This window comes from Affinirhizobium straminoryzae (genome assembly GCF_007004135.1).
Classification (GTDB): Bacteria; Pseudomonadota; Alphaproteobacteria; order Rhizobiales; family Rhizobiaceae; genus Neorhizobium; species Neorhizobium straminoryzae.
This window is the reverse complement of sequence record NZ_VJMG01000046.1, coordinates 30,019-48,022: the sequence shown is the minus strand read 5'-3', so window position 1 is coordinate 48,022 and position 18,004 is coordinate 30,019. Positions and strand designations below refer to the sequence as shown.

The window sequence follows — 18,004 nt, the reverse complement described above, 5'->3', positions numbered from 1 at the left end:
TGGAGCATATGCGCCACCACATAGCGGTCCCCCACCTTGGTGCGGGCAAGCGTCAGGCCCTTGTCGCCCAGGAAACGCTCGAGACCGAGATTGGACATGACGGTGGCGACAATGCCGCCGCCGCGCAGCTTCTCGTCCTCGGCCCAGCTCTCGGCGATGACGGCCATCAGCTGATCGCCGTCGATGATCTCGCCGCGCTCGTCGACGATGATCACGCGGTCGGCGTCGCCGTCGAGGGCGATGCCGATGTCGGCGCGCACCTCATGCACCTTCCGCTTCAGCGCGTCCGGACTGGTCGAGCCGCAATCGAGGTTGATGTTGGTGCCGTTCGGCGTGTTGCCGATGGTCACCACGTCAGCCCCGAGCTCCCAGAGGGCCGCCGGGGCCACCTTGTAGGCGGCGCCATTGGCGCAATCGATGGCAATGCGAAGGCCGTGCAGCGTCACATCCTTCGGCAGGGTGCGCTTGACGAATTCGATATAGCGATAGATATCGCCATCGACGCGCTTGGCGCGACCAATCTCGGCAGGTTTTGCCAGCTGCGAATAGAGATCCTTGTCGAGAAGCGCCTCAATCTCCTGCTCCAGTTCGTCGGACAGCTTGTAGCCATCCGGGCCGAAGAGCTTGATGCCATTGTCGGCGAAGGGGTTGTGCGAGGCGGAAATCATCACGCCGATATCGGCCCGCAGCGAACGGGTCAGCATGGCGACGGCCGGTGTCGGAATGGGGCCGAGCAGGTAGACGTCGAGGCCGGCTGCGGTAAAGCCTGCCACCAGCGCATTTTCCAGCATGTAGCCCGAGAGACGCGTATCCTTGCCGATCACCACCCGGTGGCGATGATTGCCGCGCCGGAAGATCGTGCCGACGGCGATGCCGACCCGCATCGCGAGGTCTGGCGTCATCGGGAAAACGTTCGACTGTCCACGAATGCCGTCTGTGCCAAAATAGCGGCGTGTCATGAATGCTCCTTGGTGCTCGCGCGCTCGTTGCGCGTCTTCTGTCCCGAGCAGCAGCCGGCGGATCGCGGCCGCGCGGGACTGGCATGCTCGCTCATGCCATAGTTTGCGCTTGTGGGCACATAAATTACCGTCAAAATCCATTATATCCCGTTACCGAAGCGTAAACCCCGCTCTGTTCCCAACGAGAAAAGGCCGCCCGGTTGCCCGGACGGCCCCTGAAACGATCAGGCAGGGGTGGCCTTAGTGCGGTTGCGGTTCGAGACCGCTTTCCGGCTCGCCGTTGCCCTTCGGTTCGTCCTTCTTCGCACCGGCCTTCGGAACGGCGGTGCCGCGCGTCGTCGGGCTGTCGTCACCGGCATCGCGGGAGGGCTTCTGGCCCTTCAGCAGCGCCTTGATCTCGTCGCCGGACAGCGTCTCGTATTCCAGCAGCCCTTCGGCAAGCGCGACGAAATCGTCGTGATGGTCGGTCAGGATGCGGCGGGCCTCGGTATAGGCCTCGTCGATAAGGCGACGCACTTCGTTGTCGATCTTCTGAGCAGTCGCCTCGGAGACGTTGCGCGACTGCGACACGGAATGACCGAGGAAGACTTCCTGCTGGTTTTCGCCATAGGCGACCTGGCCAAGGATATCGGAGAAGCCCCACTGGGTCACCATGGCGCGGGCAAGCTTCGTGGCCTGCTCGATGTCAGAGGACGCCCCGGAGGTGATGTTTTCCTTGCCGAAGGTCAACTCTTCCGCCACGCGGCCACCCATCATGATGACGAGGCGCGACACCATCCACTTGTAGCTCATGGAGTAGCGGTCACCCTCCGGCAGCTGCATGACCATGCCGAGCGCACGGCCGCGCGGAATGATGGTTGCCTTGTGCAGCGGATCGGCCACCGGCACGTTCAGCGCGGTGATCGCATGGCCGGCCTCGTGATAGGCGGTCAGCTTCTTCTCGGCCTCGGTCATGGCGGAGGAGCGGCGTTCCGCCCCCATCATGATCTTGTCCTTGGCGTCCTCGAACTCCTGCATGGTGACGACGCGCTTGTTGCGACGTGCGGCCATCAGGGCAGCCTCGTTGACGAGGTTCATCAGGTCGGCACCCGAGAAGCCGGGCGTCCCGCGGGCAAGCGTCTTCAGATCGACATTCGGCGCCAGCGGCACGTTGCGGACATGCACCTTGAGGATGCGTTCGCGGCCGACAATATCCGGGTTCGGCACGACGACCTGACGGTCGAAACGGCCGGGACGCAGAAGCGCCGGGTCGAGAACGTCCGGACGGTTGGTCGCGGCAATCAGGATGATGCCCTCATTCGCCTCGAAGCCGTCCATCTCGACCAGCAGCTGGTTGAGCGTCTGCTCGCGCTCGTCATTGCCACCGCCGAGGCCTGCGCCACGGTGACGGCCGACAGCATCGATTTCGTCGATGAAGATGATGCAGGGCGCATTCTTCTTGGCCTGCTCGAACATGTCACGGACACGGCTTGCACCCACACCGACGAACATTTCCACGAAGTCCGAACCGGAAATGGTGAAGAAGGGCACATTCGCCTCGCCGGCAACCGAGCGGGCGAGAAGCGTCTTGCCGGTCCCCGGAGGGCCGACGAGCAGCACCCCGCGCGGAATGCGGCCACCGAGGCGCTGGAATTTCTGCGGGTCGCGCAGGAATTCGACGATTTCCTCAAGATCCTGCTTGGCCTCGTCAACGCCAGCGACGTCATCAAACGTCACGCGACCATGCGCTTCGGTCAGAAGCTTGGCCTTGGACTTGCCAAAGCCCATCGCGCCGCGCGAGCCGCCCTGCATCTGCCGCATGAAGAACAGCCAGACGCCGAGGATCAGCAGCATCGGCAGAAGCGTGCCGAGATAGCTCAAAAAACCGGAAGACCCGTCCGATTCCGGCCGCGCCACGATCGTCACGTTCTTGGACTGCAGGCGCTCGATCAACGTGTCGTCAATGACGGGAGAATAGGTCTGAAAGCCCATGCCGTTCTCGGCATAGGTGCCGAGAACGCGGTTGCCGGTCACGACAACGTCACGCACGCGTCCGGAATCGACGTCGCGCAGAAACTGAGAATACGGGACTTCCCGCGAACTCGTCTGCGTCGGCGCCGTCTGGAACATGCTGAACAGGGCGATCAGCAAGAGGGCTATGATCGCCCAGAGGGCGAAATTGCGAAAGTTTGGGTTCATCGAACTCCCCGGACAATGACGGAGGCTGTGATCAGCCGCCGCCTTACTTGTCGCATAACATAGGATTGCGGCAGGGCGTTGCCAAGGCAACACTCCCCGCCGATCCTCTTTTACGATCGAAAACGTTAAACGGTAATGGCGGAAATGGCCGCAAGCCCATCTGTTCGGTAAAACAATTTGCCAAATCCAGCTCGAAGGCAGGCAGGAATGCCCGGTAGGGCTGCAGAATCGGCTGACGGCAAAGATTCTCTCCAGTCCTGCTCCCCTCGCCACCGCTCTCCCCTGCGATGGCCGGCAGCGCCCGCAGCGCGGCAAGCGCCAGACTGGCCGGCGCCTGGGGAAATGTCCGCTCTGCGCGCACACGATCAGCCGGATGCGGGCCGATGGAAAGCTGTTCCTGTGTGCGGTTGTGGAGCAGGAAGCGGCCATCCCATTCCACCGATTCGCCAGGCGCGACCATCACGGTCGGCAGGTCACGGCTTTCGCGCAGGACGTAAAGATGATCGCCGCGTCGATCGAAGAGAACGCGCCCCGCAGTGAGGCGACCGCGCCTCTGCGTGCGTAGGAATGCGACGATCCGTCCCAGGCTCTCGCGCCCGGGCGGATGCGTGCGCCCGCCAAAGACCGCGCACAGCGCGGCAGAAGCGGCACGGAGCAAGAGTTCGTCCGCGCCGGCGAAGATCTGGGGGTCCAGCCGCGCGAGAACGCCCTCGGCCACCGACAGTCCCTGACGAAACCGGGCGGCCACTTCCCCGGCAATTGCACGGCGCTCCGTCGCAAGCCGCTCCAGATCCTCGGGCGACGGACAGGATCCGGCCCCTGCGAGTGCGGCACGCATGCGAGCCCGTTCGAAACGCGGGTCGCTGTTGGAGGGGTCATCGATCCAGCCAAGGCCAGCCTCGCGCAGAAACGAGCGGATCGCCTGCCGGCGGACGCCGAGAAAGGGCCGCAGCAGCCAGTAACGACCAGACAGCAGCACCGCCGGCGCCATGCCAGCAAGGCCGAGGCCGCCCTCCCCCCCCGCGCGGCTGGCGCGCATGGCGAGCGTCTCCCACTGGTCGTCCAGTGTGTGGCCGGTGAGGATCGCATCGGCGCCGACGTCATCGGCAAGGGTGGCGAGAAGATCATAACGTGCGGCGCGCGCCGCCGCGGAGATGCCGGTGGCCGGCTTACCTCCTTGCCAGACGCGAGTGGCATGGGGGATGCCGAGACCGGCGCACCATTCCGCAACGGCCATTGCCTCCTGCCTCGCCTCGGGGCGCAGCCCGTGATCGATGGTGGCGGCAAACAGGTGGATGTCGTGTCGACCGGCATCCTGGCGGCCAAGGTGGAATGCCTGAAGCAATCCTTTCGAATCGCTGCCGCCGGAGACGGCGACGAGAAGCCGGGCGGAGGGCGGAAGTCGAAGGAGGACATCGCACGCTGCAGCGAGCGGGGACGAGCCGGCCGCCTGCGCAAGGCCCTCGGGGGGCATGGTCAGCAACCCAGGCGCTTGACTTCGCTGGCGACCTTCGCCTGCACCGGCTTGCCGGCATTCGGATAGCGCCGGTTCACCTCGCGCAGCGTCGCACAGGCGGTCTCGCGATTGTCGAGGGCAGCGAGCGACATGCCGAGCTTCAGCAGCATTTCCGGCGCCTTCGGCGAATTGGCATAGCTCTGGTGTGCGTTCAGGAAGGTTTTCGCGGATTCGTTATATTTACCCTGCGAATACTGGGCTTCACCCAGCCAGAAATTGGCGTCGGCGGCGCGGGCGCTCTTCGGATAGGCGGTGATGTAGCTGCTGAATTCGGTCTCGGCGAGCGCATAGTCGCCCGAGAGAACGTGATTGTAGGCGGCGCGGTAGGCATCGCTCTCATTGCCAAGCGATGCCGTCTTGGTCGGATCGCTGGCAGCAGCAGGCGCACTGCCGGAATCAACGCCCGGCAGGCCGGCAGAATTGCGCGCACCCTGGTTGAGCGTTGCACCGACAGGCGCACCCTTGTTGTCGACTTCCAGCGAACCGAGCGTCGTCTCTCCCGGCGCCGTCGAACGCCGGCTTGTGGCCGGTGCCGAGGGCGCGGCAGGGGCCGGCGCGTCTATGATGGAGGTAATTTCATCGTTTTTTTTTGAGCCGGCTGCCGGCACGGCAGCGACAGAAGGAGCGGCAGGCGCACCAGACTGGCCTTTTTCAAGCTGCTGGAAACGAAACTCGTTATCCTCCTGCGTCTTGCGCATCTGCTCCTGCATCTGCAGCAGCTGGAAGCTCATTTCCTCGACGCGGCCATTCAGCTGGCGAACAACCTCTTCCAGTTGCTGGATGCGCACCGCATCATTGGCGCTCTGTACCTGCACCACGGGCGCCTCGGGCACACGCGTGACCTGGCCGGCCCTGTGTCCACCGGAAAGGAAATTGGAAAGCGAAAATGCGCTCGCCTGCCCGCTCGTCGCCGCAAGCCCCAGCATTGCTGCCAAGACAAGTTTCTTCATGTCGTCCGTCCCGCTTTATGTCTCGGTGGCGCCAGGATGGCGCGCGCCGTTGCGATTCCTGTTACCAGCAAAAGGCCATCACGTTAACCATCAAAAGATAACCGAACTTCGGCCAAACTATGAACAAGCAAAAAGGGCGGCCACGAAGACCGCCCTTTCCGAAAACTTTCAATCGACGGGGACCGATCAGGACCCGGCGCCGCCGAGAACCGTGACGGCGCGACGGTTCTGCGACCAGCAGGAGATGTCGTCGCATACGGCGACCGGACGTTCCTTGCCGTAGGAGATGGTCTTCATGCGGCTGGCCGGAACGCCACGCGAGGCGAGGTAATCGCGGGTGGCGGCGGCACGGCGGGCGCCCAGCGCCAGGTTGTATTCACGCGTACCGCGCTCGTCGGCATGGCCTTCGATGGTGATCGCATAACGCGGATAGCGCTGCAGCCACTGAGCCTGACGGTCAAGCGTCTGCTGGGCGTCGGCGCGGATCGAGGTGGAGTCCGTATCGAAGAAGATGCGGTCGCCGACGTTGACGGTGAAGTCCTGGCTGGAGCCCGGGGTTGCCGCACCGGCGCCGCCGGCGCCAAGGCCGAGTTCGCCGGCGCTGTTCGGCATGTTCTTCTTGTTGGCGCAACCGGCAAGCGCCAGCGCGAGCGTGAGCGCGATGACGGCGGGATTGCGTGCGAGGCTCTGCATGCGGCTCATCGCCGGGGTATGGGTACGGCTCATGGCCGATCTCTCCTTGATCAACATTCTGGCGTTGCCGAACCGTAACTGCACCTGGTTAACGGCCAGTCAATGCCTATGGTTAATAATCTGCTATCAACGGCTATTTCAGCGCAAATTCAGGCAATTGCCCCGCACGCAGCCGAAACGCGCCCGTGCGGGGCACGGTGAGGCCCTACTCGAGAAGCGGAGACCAGGCCGGGTCGGATGCGAAGGCCGGCGTCTTGATCATCTGTTCGTTGTACCCTGTCAGGTCGATGGAATAAAGCTGCGGGCCGCCGGCACCTGCCGCCTGGCGGAAGAACATGATGACGCGGCCGTTCGGCGCCCAGGTCGGGCCTTCATTGTGGAAGCCGGTCGTCAGGATGCGCTCGCCCGAACCGTCCGGCTTCATCACGCCGATCGAGAACTTGCCAGCCGACTGCTTGGTGAAGGCGATCAGGTCGCCGCGCGGCGACCAGACCGGCGTGGAATAGGAACCATCACCGAAGGAAATGCGGGTCTGGCCGGTGCCATCGGCATTCATCACGTAGAGCTGCTGGCGGCCGCCGCGGTCACTTTCGAAAACAATGCGGCCACCATCCGGCGAATAGGAGGGCGAGGTATCGATGGCAGCGGTGTTGGTCAGGCGCGTCGTCGTGCGCGAGCGCAGATCCATCGTGTAGATGTTGGAATTGCCGTCCTGCTGAAGGCTCATGATCACCTTCTGGCCATCCGGCGAAAAGCGCGGCGAGAACGTCATGCCCGGGAAATTGCCGACGACCTCACGCTGCCCGGTTTCGAGCTGCAGCAGGTAGACGCGCGGCTGCTGGCCTTCGAAGGACATGTAGGTGACTTCCTGCCGGTTCGGCGAGAAGCGCGGCGTCAGCACGATATCCTTGGAATTGGTCAGCATGCGGACGTTGAAACCGTCCTGGTCCATGATGGCCAGCTGCCGCTGGCGTGCCGTCTTCGGGCCGCTTTCGGAAACGAAGACGACGCGGGTATCGAAGTAGCCGTTTTCGCCCGTCACCTGCTTGTAGATGGCGTCAGCGATGATGTGGGCCACGCGGCGCCAGTTTTCGGGCTGGGTGAAGAACTGCTGGCCGGTCATCTGCTGGCCGGCAAAGGTGTCCCACAGGCGGAACTCGGCGCGCAGGCGGCCATCGCCTTCGCGGGTCACGCGGCCCGTGACCAGCGCCTGGGCGTTGATCGCCTTCCAGTCCTCGAAGCGCGGCATCTGGTTGGGGTCGGTGATCTTCTGGATGAACGCCGCCTTGTTGACCGGGGCGAACAGGCCCGAGCGCTGCAGGTCGGCGGCAATCACCGACGAGATCTGCGCCCCGATATCGTTGGCCGACTGGAAGTCGGTGACGGCAATCGGGAGCGGTTCGACATTACCCCGATTGATGTTGATTTCCACGCGCGCCTGCGCCGGGGCCGCGAACATCACGGCCATCCCGGCGAGCGCAAGCAGCACGCGGATGAAAGAACGTTTCATCATGATAACAAAGCCTTTCAAAGCAGTTCGCTTGGATCAAAGTTGACGACGACTTCGCTCCAGGCGTCGTATTTGTCGGCGGGAAGATTCTTGAATGGCGACGAGCGCATGACGGCGCGCAGCGCACTGGATTCCAGCGTGCGGCGGGCATTGTCCGAACCGCCGGTGGCCTTGACCTCGGGCCGTCCGATGATGGCGCCAGTTTCGTCCAGCTTCATCGTCACGGTGATGATGATGCCCTGGGCCCCCTCGATGCCGGAAATGACCGACCAATTGTTCTGGATCTGCCCACGCAGCGCGTCGATCTCGCTCTGGCTGAGCTTCGAACCACCGGTGTCACGCTTGCCGCCGAGTGCTGCCGGCGCGGACGAACGCTTGGCGCCGCCGCCGGCCGCATCCTGCTTGTTGAGCAGGGCCGCGATCTCGTCGGCGTTGAAATCGCTCTGCTTGGACGAGGTCGACTTGGCGGTATCCTGCTTCTTGTCGGCCACCTTGCGGTCCGGCGTCTTTTCGGCGGGCTTCGGCGTATCGGGCTTCTTCGGCTCAGGCTTCTCGACGGGCTTGGCCTCCTGCGGCTTCGGCACGTCAGGCTTCGGGCGGGCGGCCGGCACCGGCACGGAATCCGGCGTCGGGATCTCCTCTGCCTTCTGTTCCTCGGGCTTCGGCGTCGGCTGGGGTTCCGGCTTCGGGATCGGCGGCGTCGGCTCCGGACGCGGCTGCGGAAGTGCGGCGACCTCCTGCGGCTTCGGGGCGGTTTCCTCGGGCGCCACTTCCTTGACCTTGTTGTCCTCGGTCGTCGGGTTCGGCAACGGCTTTTCGGTCTTCTGCGGCGCGGCGGCCGCTTCCGTCTGTACCGGCTTCTTCACCGGCGTCGGCGGCGTCTTCAGATCGACGTCGTTATCGCCCGAATTTTCGGCATTCTCGACGACCTTCGGCTTCTGCGTCGGCTTCGGGGCCGATTTCTCCGCCATCGGCGCCTTCTTGTCGCCCTGCTGGATCTGCGTGATCGATTCCACCGGGACGATATCGACCGGCAGAGCCTCAACGTCCCCGACCTCGAACTTGGCCGGCGCGCTCAACGAAAACAGCGCCCAGGTCAGAACCAGGAAGTGCAGGACCAGCGATGTGCCAAGGCTACCCTTCATCGCGAACGGATCACTTTTGCTGTTCTTGCTGCGTCACGAGACCGATGTTCTTGAAGCCGGCAGCGGAGATGCGCGCCATCACCTTCATGACAACGCCATAGGCGGCGGCGGTATCGCCACGCACATAGATGCGCTCGTTATAGCCGGTGGTGGCGATCGCCTCGAGCTTCGGCACCACTTCCTCGATGGCAATGGGCGTTTCCTGCAGATACACCTCACCCTGCGGATTGACGGAGATGGTGATCGGCTGGGTATCGGAATTCATCGCCTTCGCCTGGGTCTGCGGCAGGTCGATCGGCACGCCGACCGTCAGCATCGGCGCGGCCACCATGAAGATGATCAGCAGAACGAGCATGACGTCGACCAGCGGCGTCACGTTGATCTCGCTGATCGCGCCGCCGCGACCACGACCACCCCGACGACCACGCCGGCCGCCGCGCGCCGCATTGCCTCCACCTGCAGACATACCCATGTGCGTATACTCCTCAGCGTCGCGCGTTACTGCGCGGCCTGACGCGGCTGCAGTTTTTCATCGATCTGGCGCGACAGGATGGCGGAAAACTCGTCCGCGAAACCTTCCATGCGCGCGCCAAGCTTGCCGGCATCGGCCATGAACTTGTTGTAGGCCATGACAGCGGGAATGGCCGCAACGAGGCCGATCGCGGTGGCAAGCAGCGCCTCGGCGATACCGGGGGCCACGACCGCGAGATTGGTGGACTTCGAACCGGCAATCGCCTGGAAGGAGGTCATGATGCCGACGACGGTGCCGAAGAGGCCGATGAAGGGACCGGCTGAACCGATGGTGGCGAGCGAGCCGAGACGCGCCTCGTAGGTTTCGCTTTCGCGCGAGATCGTCACGTCCATGGCCCGGTCGATGCGCATCTGCAGACCGATCGGCGAACGGGCGCCGCGTTCGAAGCTCTTCTTCCACTCACGCATGGCAGCGACGAAGATGGCGGCAAGGCCTGTGTTCTGCCGCTCGGCCAGCGTGCGATAGAGCTCTTCCAGCGACTGCCCGGACCAGAAGACCTGCTCGAACTGGTCGAACTGGCGCCTGGCCTTCGTGAAGTTCATGTACTTGTCAATGACGATCGCCCAGGTCCAGACCGAAGCGCCCATCAGGCCGATCATGACCAGCTTGACGATCAGACCTGCCTGCATGAAAAGCGACAAGAGGCTTACCGAGCTTGCAGCCGCCGCCAAATCCGCGTGTTCCATATGTTCACTATCCCCGAATCCCAACGCCCGGCACGCATAATACGGACCGGGTCGCAAGCGCAGTCTGTGATTTGCGCGCGTACGCTGAAGTGCCCGTATGCCTGAGGTTTCAGGAGGCCTTCTCGCCTTCAAATTTGGTCAAACGAAGGCGTGCACCGCACAATTTCCGTGGAGGCCATTAAGACAATATTATCGTTAAGAATAGGTTACGGCCGGTTCTGCATCACAGGCGTATCGCATCACGCGCCCGTGAAAGCATTGGCAAGACTTTCCGGCAGCCGCCGCGGCCGGCCGTGCCGGTTGATCACGGCGATCACCACCCTTGCAGCAATCAGCAAGGTTTCGCCCCGCCGGATTTCCTGCTGCAGCACCATCTTGGCACCGCCCGCCTTTTCCGTTCGCGTCAGGATTGTCAGAATATCATCCATGCGGGCCGGCGCCTTGAAGTCGATCTCCATGCGATGCACGACAAAGACAAGCCCCTCCTCGTCGAGCGCCAGCAACGCGCTCTGCTCGCAGCCAAGGCAGCGCAGATAATCGGTGCGACCGCGCTCGAGAAAGTGCAGGTAGCGCGCATGATAGACGAGACCGGAAAAATCGGTGTCCTCGTAATAGACCCGCTGCACAAGGCGGTGGCCGGTATCGGTCAACAGGCCGGCGAGAGAAACGGTGAGGTCGTCCATCAATTCTGGTCCGCTTTGATCAGGCAGGGATTCGGGGCGACCCTCTAGCCCCGATCGAGGTTCTTGTCATCCCAGACGAGATGACGCGGCACCTCGGGCAGGTTTTCGATCTCGCCCGCGATGAAATAGGGCGGGATATCCAGCGCCGTCAGCGCCGCCGTCGTCGCCGGCACCCACTTGAACTCCAGATCGTTGTCGCCGTCCTGAATGCGGTGCACGATGCCGTCCGCTGCAAACGGAAAGGTCTCGGGGATCTGCATGAGGTAATAGATGCCGAGTTCGTGCCAGTCGCGGCCTTCGTAATGGAAGAAGTTCTCCACGATCCACAGGGCACGGACGACCTCGACGGCGACGCCCAGTTCCTCGATCATCTCGCGTTTCAGCGTCTCTTCGGAGGTTTCGCCGATTTCCGCACCGCCGCCGGGAAAGGTCCAGAAGGTCTCGTGCGTGGCGCGATGCACCAGCACATGGCCGTTGCGGAAACCGAGGCCGGCAATGCGCATCTGGAAGGTGCGCTTCGGCTTCGCCTTGATGCGGATGCGGGTCCCCTCACTCATCGTCGAGGCTCAGGCGGAACTGTGCGGCTTCCAGATCCTTCGGCGGCTGCAGGCCAAGATGCTTCCAGGCGGTTGCCGTCAGCACGCGGCCGCGGGGCGTGCGCTGGATGAAGCCCTGCTGGATCATGTAGGGCTCGATGATGTCCTCGATCGCATCGCGCGGTTCGGACAAGCCGGCGGCAATCGTCTCGATCCCCACTGGCCCCCCGCCGAAATTCACCGCGATCATCGAGAGATAGCGGTTGTCCAGCTGGTCGAGGCCCATGTTGTCAACGTTGAGGCGGGTCAGCGCCTCGTCGGCGATCTGCCGCGTCACCGCCTCGGCGCGGGCCACCTCGGCGAAATCGCGCACCCGGCGCAGCAGGCGGCCGGCAATGCGCGGCGTGCCGCGGGCGCGGCGCGCAATCTCGCGCGCGCCCTCGTCCGTCATGCCAAGCCCCATCAGCCGCGCACCGCGCCGCACGATCAGCTCCAGTTCCTCGACCGTGTAGAAGCTGAGGCGCACCGGAATGCCGAAGCGGTCACGCAACGGCGTGGTCAGCAGGCCGAGACGCGTGGTGGCCGCCACCAGCGTGAATTTCGACAGGTCGATCTTCACCGACCTTGCCGCCGGCCCCTCGCCGATGATGAGGTCGAGCTGGAAATCCTCCATCGCCGGATAGAGGATTTCCTCCACCGCCGGATTGAGACGATGGATCTCGTCGATGAAGAGAACATCGCGCTCTTCGAGGTTGGTGAGAAGTGCGGCGAGATCCCCGGCTTTCGCGATGACGGGGCCGGAGGTGGAGCGGAAGTTGACGCCAAGCTCCTTTGCCATGATCTGCGCCAGCGTCGTCTTGCCAAGTCCCGGCGGCCCGACGAACAGCACGTGATCCAGCGCCTCGCCACGGTTCTTCGCCGCCTCGATGAACACCTTCAGATTGGCCCGCGCCTCCGCCTGGCCGGTGAACTCGTCCAGCGACTGCGGCCGAAGGGCTGTGTCGAAATCCTCACCCTTCTTGTCCGGCGAGAGAATGGGGTTGGGCAGGGTCATGCGAGGAGTTCCATATGGGGGATAGCGCGTGCCGCCTTCTTGTCAAACGTCACCGTGGTTCGGCATCCCAGCTCCCTGTTCCTGAGAGCAATGAAGATGTCGGCAAATTCCTCGCCGCCGCGGTCCATCTCGTCCAACGTCATTTCTATGATGTTTTCATCCTCGAGCACCAGATTACCGGAATCCAGAAACCCTGAAAGAATGGTCTTCAATTCCTCACGGGTGATTTTCACATGTCGCCGGGCTGTCCAGATAAATTCCAGCAGTACCGCGCTATTGACGAAACCCGGTTGCTCCGGAGAAAGACTGTCGACGAGCACAAGCGCCTGCCTGGATTGAACCTCGTCATCCTGAAGGATCAGACGCAGTAGGATATTCGTGTCGAGCCCGATCATTCGCGACCCATGACATGATCCACAATGGCGTCGCCGACGGCCTCGTTCATGTCCTCGATCGTCATCGTCGGCATGCCTGGACGGTGAAGGATGCCGGCCAGGTCGATCAACCGCTTGTTCTTGGCCTTGAGCGTGACTTCCCCATTCCTGACGACATAGCGGATACGATCGCCGGGCTTGAGCTTCAGCAAGTCCCGAATCTCCGCTGGAACGGTGGTTTGTCCCTTCGATGTCATGGTGCCATAAAATACGCTCATGACGAACCTCCTTACTTTTTCACAATAGTAAGGAAAGGTGCCGCAAACAAGGCGGTCATCGGGAGAGTTCCTTGAGCCCGAGGCGGATCAGCCTGGCGCTGTCGGCGCCCTCGCCGCCAGCCTTCAGCGCGGCCGCCACGGCATTGGCCGCCTGCTCGCGCGAATAGCCGAGATTGGTGAGCGCCGAAACGGCATCCGCCACGGGGGCTGCCGCAACGCCCTCCCCCAGCTCCTGCTTGAGGCCGATTCCGGCGCTGGCTTCGCCGGCAAAGGCAGGCGCCTTGTTCTTCAGTTCGGTGACGATGCGCATCGCGACCTTCGGGCCGACGCCCGGTGCGCGGGAAATCGAGGTGCGGTCCTGCAGCGCGATCGCATTGGCAAGTTCCGACGGCGTCAGGGTGGAGAGCACGCCGAGCGCAACCTTGGAGCCGACGCCCTGCACGCTCTGCAGCAGGTTGAACCATTCCCGTTCCAGCGCGCTGAGGAACCCGAACAGCTTCAGCTGGTCCTCGCGCACATAGGTCTCGATGAACAGCACCACCGCCTCGCCGGCAGAGCCGATACGTGCCAGGGTGCGCGACGAACAATAGGCGACGTAACAGACGCCGTGCACGTCGACCAGCACATGGTCCTCGCCGATTTCGTCAATGGTGCCCTTGAGCTTGCCGATCATGATGGGGATCCGTCCGGGATGATGCCGCAGGAAAAGAAGACGCTGGCGGCCCGATTGTCAGCGCGGCTGGCCGCAACCCGGGATGCGCCCGCGCCCGGCGGAAATGCCCACCGGCGCCCCGCACCCGCCCGCATCGAACTGCCGCCTGCCACCTCTGTCCCCTTACCTCGTGCCTAGAGCGCAAACTGGAACAAGTCAAGAACAAACTCAGGCGCGGGCCAGCACCCGGCGCATGCGCTCGCCGCCGCGATGATGGGCGTGGCAGATGGCGATCGCCAGCGCATCGGCGGCGTCATTGCCGGTGAACTCAACCTTCGGCATCAGGATCTTCAGCATCATGTGGATCTGCTGCTTCTCGCCGTGGCCGACACCGATGACAGCCTTCTTCACCGCATTCGGCGCATATTCGGAGACGGGCAGACCGGCGCGCGCCGGCACCAGCATCACAACGCCACGCGCCTGCCCGAGCTTGAGAGTCGCCACGGCATCCTTGTTGACGAAGGTCTGCTCCACCGCCGCCTCGTCCGGCCGATAGGCATGCACCACTTCGGCCAGCCCGTCATGCAGCTGGCAGAGACGAGAGGCGAGATCCATGTCGCCATCGGAGGTCACCGTACCGGAGGCCACGAACTTGAGGCTGTTGCCCAGCGTGTCGATCACCCCCCAGCCGGTGCGGCGGAGGCCCGGGTCGATGCCGATGATGCGAATCGTCTGTGTCATGTGTGCCATCCTATCGCGACGTGACCTGTATCGACCAGACGCAACGCGAACAAAAAGAAAACATTTGCGCGAATCCCGTTAACCACCCGTTAAGGCTGGCCCATCAATCCTCGGACAGCAGCCTCAACTTCGGCAACTCTACGCACCGAATCACATTAGGTGATGTGCGTAGATCAAGATTGGAGGTCCATCATGATGATGTTCACCCGCTTGAAGAACCAGTCGATCGAGACGATCCTGCTGCTTGCCACCTTCAATCTGGTGGCCGTGGGGCTGATCGCCATCAAGGCGGCGCGTGTCTCGCCCGAAATACTGGGCTTCAGCATTGTAGCGGCGTTTGCGGCAGGTACGGCAATCGCCATCCTCGCCTTCAAGCTCGCGGACCCTTTGAACCGGCTTGCCCAGCAGGCCAGCGAATGGAACAGACCGGACACGGAGGCAGACCTTGCCGACAGGGAACGGACGGATACGATCGGCACGCTGGCGCGCGGCATTTCGGGCCTGAAGGAGGCCATTCAGGACAACGAAGCCGATCATTCGGCCGCCCGCGGCGTGCTGGATGAGGCCATGCGCCGTCTCTCCAACGGCGACGCCACGACGCTGGTGCAGCAGCCGTTCCCGGAGGCCATGGAAGGCCTGCGGGTGCGCTTCAACCGTCTCGCTTCAATGCTGAACCTGAACCTTTCGGTGATCAGCCGTGCCACGCAGGGCATGCGCGAGCAGGCCCGCTCCAGCCAGGCGGATCTTACGGTCATCGGGGACCGGCTCGTCAATGCGCGCCCGGCCATGCAGAAGGCGTTGAGCGCCATCGAGGTGATGCAGCGGGCAACCCGGTTGCGCGGCGAGGATGCACGCATAGTCAGCCGCAGCGCCGCCGAAGGGCAGCAGGCCAGCTGGCGTCTCGGCCGGGCGGCCGGCGAAGCGCATGACGCCGCTGCCGCTGCCACCAGCACCTTCGGGGACCTGTCGCAACTGATCGAGCGCGTCGGCGATCTGGCGATCCGCGCCGAAAGCCTTGCGAGCGCCAGCGAACAGCGGCTCAGGGCACCGTCAGCCTCCAGCCATCCGACGGCTGCACATGGCCGTCCAACGGTGCAGCCCATTCCAGCCGATGCGCTGCGCCAGCTGGCTGCCGACTGTACCGAGGCCGCGCGCAGCCTGATGCTGCAGTACCGGCAGGTTGACAGCCATCTGGCCGATACCCAGCATGCCCTGTCGCGGGTGCTGCGCGAGACCGACTGTGTCGGGCAGGCGCTGACGGAAATGGCCGAGCCGGCCGAGCGCCTGTCGCACAACGTCGACCTCGAACACCAGCGCCTGACGCTGGCGCACGAGACCGTGGGCGAGACGGCGGTGGTGCTGGAGCGCAGCCGCGAGATCGTTGCATCCACGGAGGCATGCCTCGTCAAGGTGGCCGGCGATGTCGCGATCATCGATACGCGTCTGTCCCTCTTCGCGTTCACGCAACAGGACGAGCCCGTCCGCCGCGAACGCGGACTGAAGCCGACGCTGCGCAGCGTGACCTGAGACCCCTCGCCTTTGTCCGCTGGCTGAAGTATGGCGTGAACCGTGCAGGGCTGACCGGACGATCAGACCCTCTGCAGCAGACCCGTGCGGGAAAAATCCCGCGCCCCCTTAGAATGCGGCCACGGCTTTCCTAAATGGAGATCTGACACAACATAAAGTTTGAGTGGTGACGCATGATCCCCTTTTCCATTCTCGACCTGTCGCCCGTGGCGGACGGGTCCAGCGTCAGCGACGCACTCGACCAGTCGCGGCGCCTCGCACAGAAGGCGGAAGCCTTCGGCTACCGGCGGCTCTGGCTTGCCGAACATCACGGCATGCCGGGCATTGCAAGTGCCGCAACCGCCGTTGTCATCGGTCATGTCGCAGCGGCAACGAAACATATCCGAGTGGGCTCGGGCGGGGTTATGCTGCCCAATCATTCACCGCTGGTGATCGCCGAACAGTTCGGCACGCTGGAAGCACTGTTTCCGGGCCGCATCGATCTCGGCCTCGGTCGCGCGCCGGGGACGGACATGCGCACTGCGCGGGCGCTCCGCCGCAACCTCGAGGCCGGCGCCGACAGTTTTCCGCATGATGTGGTGGAACTGCAGCGGCTTCTCGGAGAACCGCGTGAAGATCAGGCCATCCTCGCCGTACCCGGTGTGCGTGCCGAAGTACCGATCTGGCTGCTCGGCTCCAGCCTCTACAGCGCGCATCTTGCGGCGGCGCTTGGCCTGCCCTATGCCTTCGCCTCGCATTTCGCGCCCGACATGCTGCTGGATGCCCTGGCGATCTATCGCGACCGCTTCCAGCCCTCCGCCCAGCTGGACAAGCCCTATGCCATGGTGGGCGTGATGGGCGTGGCGGCCCCGACCGATGCGGAAGCGGCGCATCTCTTCACCTCGGCGCAACAGCAGTTCATCAACCTGCGCCGCAATGTGCGCACGAAATTCCCGCGCCCGATCGAGAGCATGGACGGCGTCTGGAGCGAGATGGAACGCATGAACGTGGAGCACACGCTGCGCTATGCCGCCGTCGGCTCACCAGCCACGGTGGAGACGAAGCTTCGCGCCTTCCTGAAGGAGACGGAGGCGGACGAACTGATCATCTCGATGCCGGTGCACGACATCGAAAAGCGGCTGCGCTCCGTCGAACTGTTTGCCGGCCTGCCACTGATGCAGCATGCGCAAGCAAGGGCGGCCTGAGCGGGACCGCCACACTCCCTATCCGGCGAACTGCCGGGAAGCCCGCGCCCAACAGCCCGACATCAGAAACCGGCCCAGGAGGGGCCGGGAGCAGATCAGGCGGTCGTGGCGCCCGTTACAGGCGCTTCGGCTGTCGACCAGCTGAGATAATAATACTTGTCGCCGATCATGCCGAAATAGGCACTCGCGCCATTTGCCTTGTCGATATAGCTGCCATCGTCGTTGCGGACATATTTTCCGCTACCATCGCGTTGCAGGTGTGCCTTCAGGAAACCGCTCCATTCAGCGGCCGTGGCAGTTGCCGGCTGGTTTGGCTTGGCATCCTTGCTGGTGGCATCCCAGGCGGTCACGCTCTTTCCGCCTTCGGCATCGGTCACCGTCAGCTTGCCGGCATCGAGTGCCTTCAGCATGGATTCCGCCTGGGCGCGGGTGGCGGGAGAGTTTTTCAGTTCTGCAAGCTTGTCGCGCAGCCCCTGCATGAAGGATTCGCTGCCGATATCGGCAGAGACCGTCTTCGGGGCCGTCTCGCTGCTGCTGTCGGTGGTGTTGCCGGTCAGAACATCGGCAAGGCTGTAGGTGGATGTCGAGGCGCTACCGTCATCGCTGCTGTCGATGCCGTAATGGGCAAGCAGCGTGCTGGCCAGACTCTGCTGCTCCGTGTCCTGCTGCTCCGTTTCCTTGAACACGCGGATGGCCGTCTGTGTCGACCACAGGCGAACGGTATCGATGGAAGAAACCATGGCTGTCTCCTGTCTTGCGGGCGCTGACAGCGCTCCGGGGTTCCGGTCGAACAGACTCACGCGGCA

Annotated in this window: 19 protein-coding genes; 2 read left to right on the top strand and 17 right to left on the bottom strand. The window is 63.6% G+C overall.

From position 1 onward, the window contains the following. From glmM to ruvC, 16 genes are all read right to left on the bottom strand, one after another. Positions 1–959, bottom strand: a 959-nt coding sequence (gene glmM, locus FNA46_RS15930) for a phosphoglucosamine mutase (protein WP_143126196.1), incomplete at its 3' end; no start/stop codon positions are given. A gap of 240 nt (positions 960–1,199) precedes the next feature. Next, positions 1,200–3,137, bottom strand: coding sequence for an ATP-dependent zinc metalloprotease FtsH (gene ftsH / locus FNA46_RS15925; RefSeq protein ID WP_143126195.1), 1,938 nt, complete (start codon positions 3,135–3,137; stop codon positions 1,200–1,202). 43 nt (positions 3,138–3,180) lie between these two features. After that, positions 3,181–4,611: a tRNA lysidine(34) synthetase TilS gene (gene tilS / locus FNA46_RS15920; RefSeq protein WP_143126194.1), complete on the bottom strand. Its 1,431-nt coding sequence runs from the start codon at positions 4,609–4,611 to the stop codon at positions 3,181–3,183. 2 nt (positions 4,612–4,613) lie between these two features. Further along, a complete protein-coding gene (ybgF, locus tag FNA46_RS15915; protein ID WP_143126193.1) occupies positions 4,614–5,603 on the bottom strand; it encodes a tol-pal system protein YbgF in 990 nt (329 codons plus the stop codon). A gap of 186 nt (positions 5,604–5,789) precedes the next feature. Beyond that, entirely contained in the window at positions 5,790–6,329 is a 540-nt protein-coding gene (pal, locus tag FNA46_RS15910; protein WP_143126192.1) for a peptidoglycan-associated lipoprotein Pal, read from the bottom strand. Between the two features lie 172 nt (positions 6,330–6,501). After that, complete coding sequence (gene tolB, locus FNA46_RS15905) at positions 6,502–7,809, bottom strand: Tol-Pal system beta propeller repeat protein TolB (RefSeq protein ID WP_143126191.1); 1,308 nt, start codon at positions 7,807–7,809, stop codon at positions 6,502–6,504. Positions 7,810–7,823: 14 nt separating this feature from the next. Beyond that, a complete protein-coding gene (locus FNA46_RS15900; protein ID WP_143126190.1) occupies positions 7,824–8,951 on the bottom strand; it encodes a hypothetical protein in 1,128 nt (375 codons plus the stop codon). 10 nt (positions 8,952–8,961) lie between these two features. Then, the gene (gene tolR / locus FNA46_RS15895; protein WP_143126189.1) at positions 8,962–9,423 is read right to left on the bottom strand and encodes a protein TolR; all 462 of its coding nucleotides are present in this window, start codon (positions 9,421–9,423) and stop codon (positions 8,962–8,964) included. Between the two features lie 26 nt (positions 9,424–9,449). Beyond that, a complete protein-coding gene (gene tolQ / locus FNA46_RS15890; RefSeq protein ID WP_143126188.1) occupies positions 9,450–10,169 on the bottom strand; it encodes a protein TolQ in 720 nt (239 codons plus the stop codon). Positions 10,170–10,408: 239 nt separating this feature from the next. After that, positions 10,409–10,852 (bottom strand): tol-pal system-associated acyl-CoA thioesterase, encoded by a 444-nt coding sequence (gene ybgC / locus FNA46_RS15885; protein ID WP_143126187.1) that lies wholly within the window; start codon positions 10,850–10,852, stop codon positions 10,409–10,411. 44 nt (positions 10,853–10,896) lie between these two features. Beyond that, positions 10,897–11,409, bottom strand: a complete 513-nt coding sequence (locus FNA46_RS15880; RefSeq protein WP_143126186.1) for an NUDIX hydrolase — start codon at positions 11,407–11,409, stop codon at positions 10,897–10,899. Next, the gene (gene ruvB, locus FNA46_RS15875) at positions 11,402–12,442 is read right to left on the bottom strand and encodes a Holliday junction branch migration DNA helicase RuvB (RefSeq protein WP_143126185.1); all 1,041 of its coding nucleotides are present in this window, start codon (positions 12,440–12,442) and stop codon (positions 11,402–11,404) included. Before ruvB ends, FNA46_RS15880 begins: the two co-directional genes overlap by 8 nt. Beyond that, positions 12,439–12,837 (bottom strand): type II toxin-antitoxin system VapC family toxin, encoded by a 399-nt coding sequence (locus tag FNA46_RS15870; RefSeq protein WP_143126184.1) that lies wholly within the window; start codon positions 12,835–12,837, stop codon positions 12,439–12,441. Before FNA46_RS15870 ends, ruvB begins: the two co-directional genes overlap by 4 nt. Then, on the bottom strand, positions 12,834–13,094 hold the full coding sequence (locus FNA46_RS15865; RefSeq protein WP_143126183.1) for an AbrB/MazE/SpoVT family DNA-binding domain-containing protein: 261 nt from the start codon (positions 13,092–13,094) through the stop codon (positions 12,834–12,836). Before FNA46_RS15865 ends, FNA46_RS15870 begins: the two co-directional genes overlap by 4 nt. A 55-nt stretch (positions 13,095–13,149) precedes the next feature. After that, positions 13,150–13,767: a Holliday junction branch migration protein RuvA gene (ruvA, locus tag FNA46_RS15860; RefSeq protein WP_143126182.1), complete on the bottom strand. Its 618-nt coding sequence runs from the start codon at positions 13,765–13,767 to the stop codon at positions 13,150–13,152. A 207-nt stretch (positions 13,768–13,974) separates the two neighbouring features. Then, entirely contained in the window at positions 13,975–14,487 is a 513-nt protein-coding gene (gene ruvC, locus FNA46_RS15855) for a crossover junction endodeoxyribonuclease RuvC (RefSeq protein WP_143126181.1), read from the bottom strand. A 192-nt stretch (positions 14,488–14,679) separates the two neighbouring features. On the opposite strand from ruvC, the gene FNA46_RS15850 reads away from it, so the two are divergent. Beyond that, complete coding sequence (locus FNA46_RS15850; protein WP_143126180.1) at positions 14,680–16,014, top strand: hypothetical protein; 1,335 nt, start codon at positions 14,680–14,682, stop codon at positions 16,012–16,014. 173 nt (positions 16,015–16,187) lie between these two features. Further along, entirely contained in the window at positions 16,188–17,198 is a 1,011-nt protein-coding gene (locus FNA46_RS15845; protein WP_143126179.1) for an LLM class flavin-dependent oxidoreductase, read from the top strand. 95 nt (positions 17,199–17,293) lie between these two features. Here the strand turns inward: FNA46_RS15845 and FNA46_RS15840 are convergent, their stop codons facing one another. Further along, on the bottom strand, positions 17,294–17,938 hold the full coding sequence (locus FNA46_RS15840) for a hypothetical protein (RefSeq protein WP_143126178.1): 645 nt from the start codon (positions 17,936–17,938) through the stop codon (positions 17,294–17,296). Between the last annotated feature and the right edge of the window lie 66 nt (positions 17,939–18,004).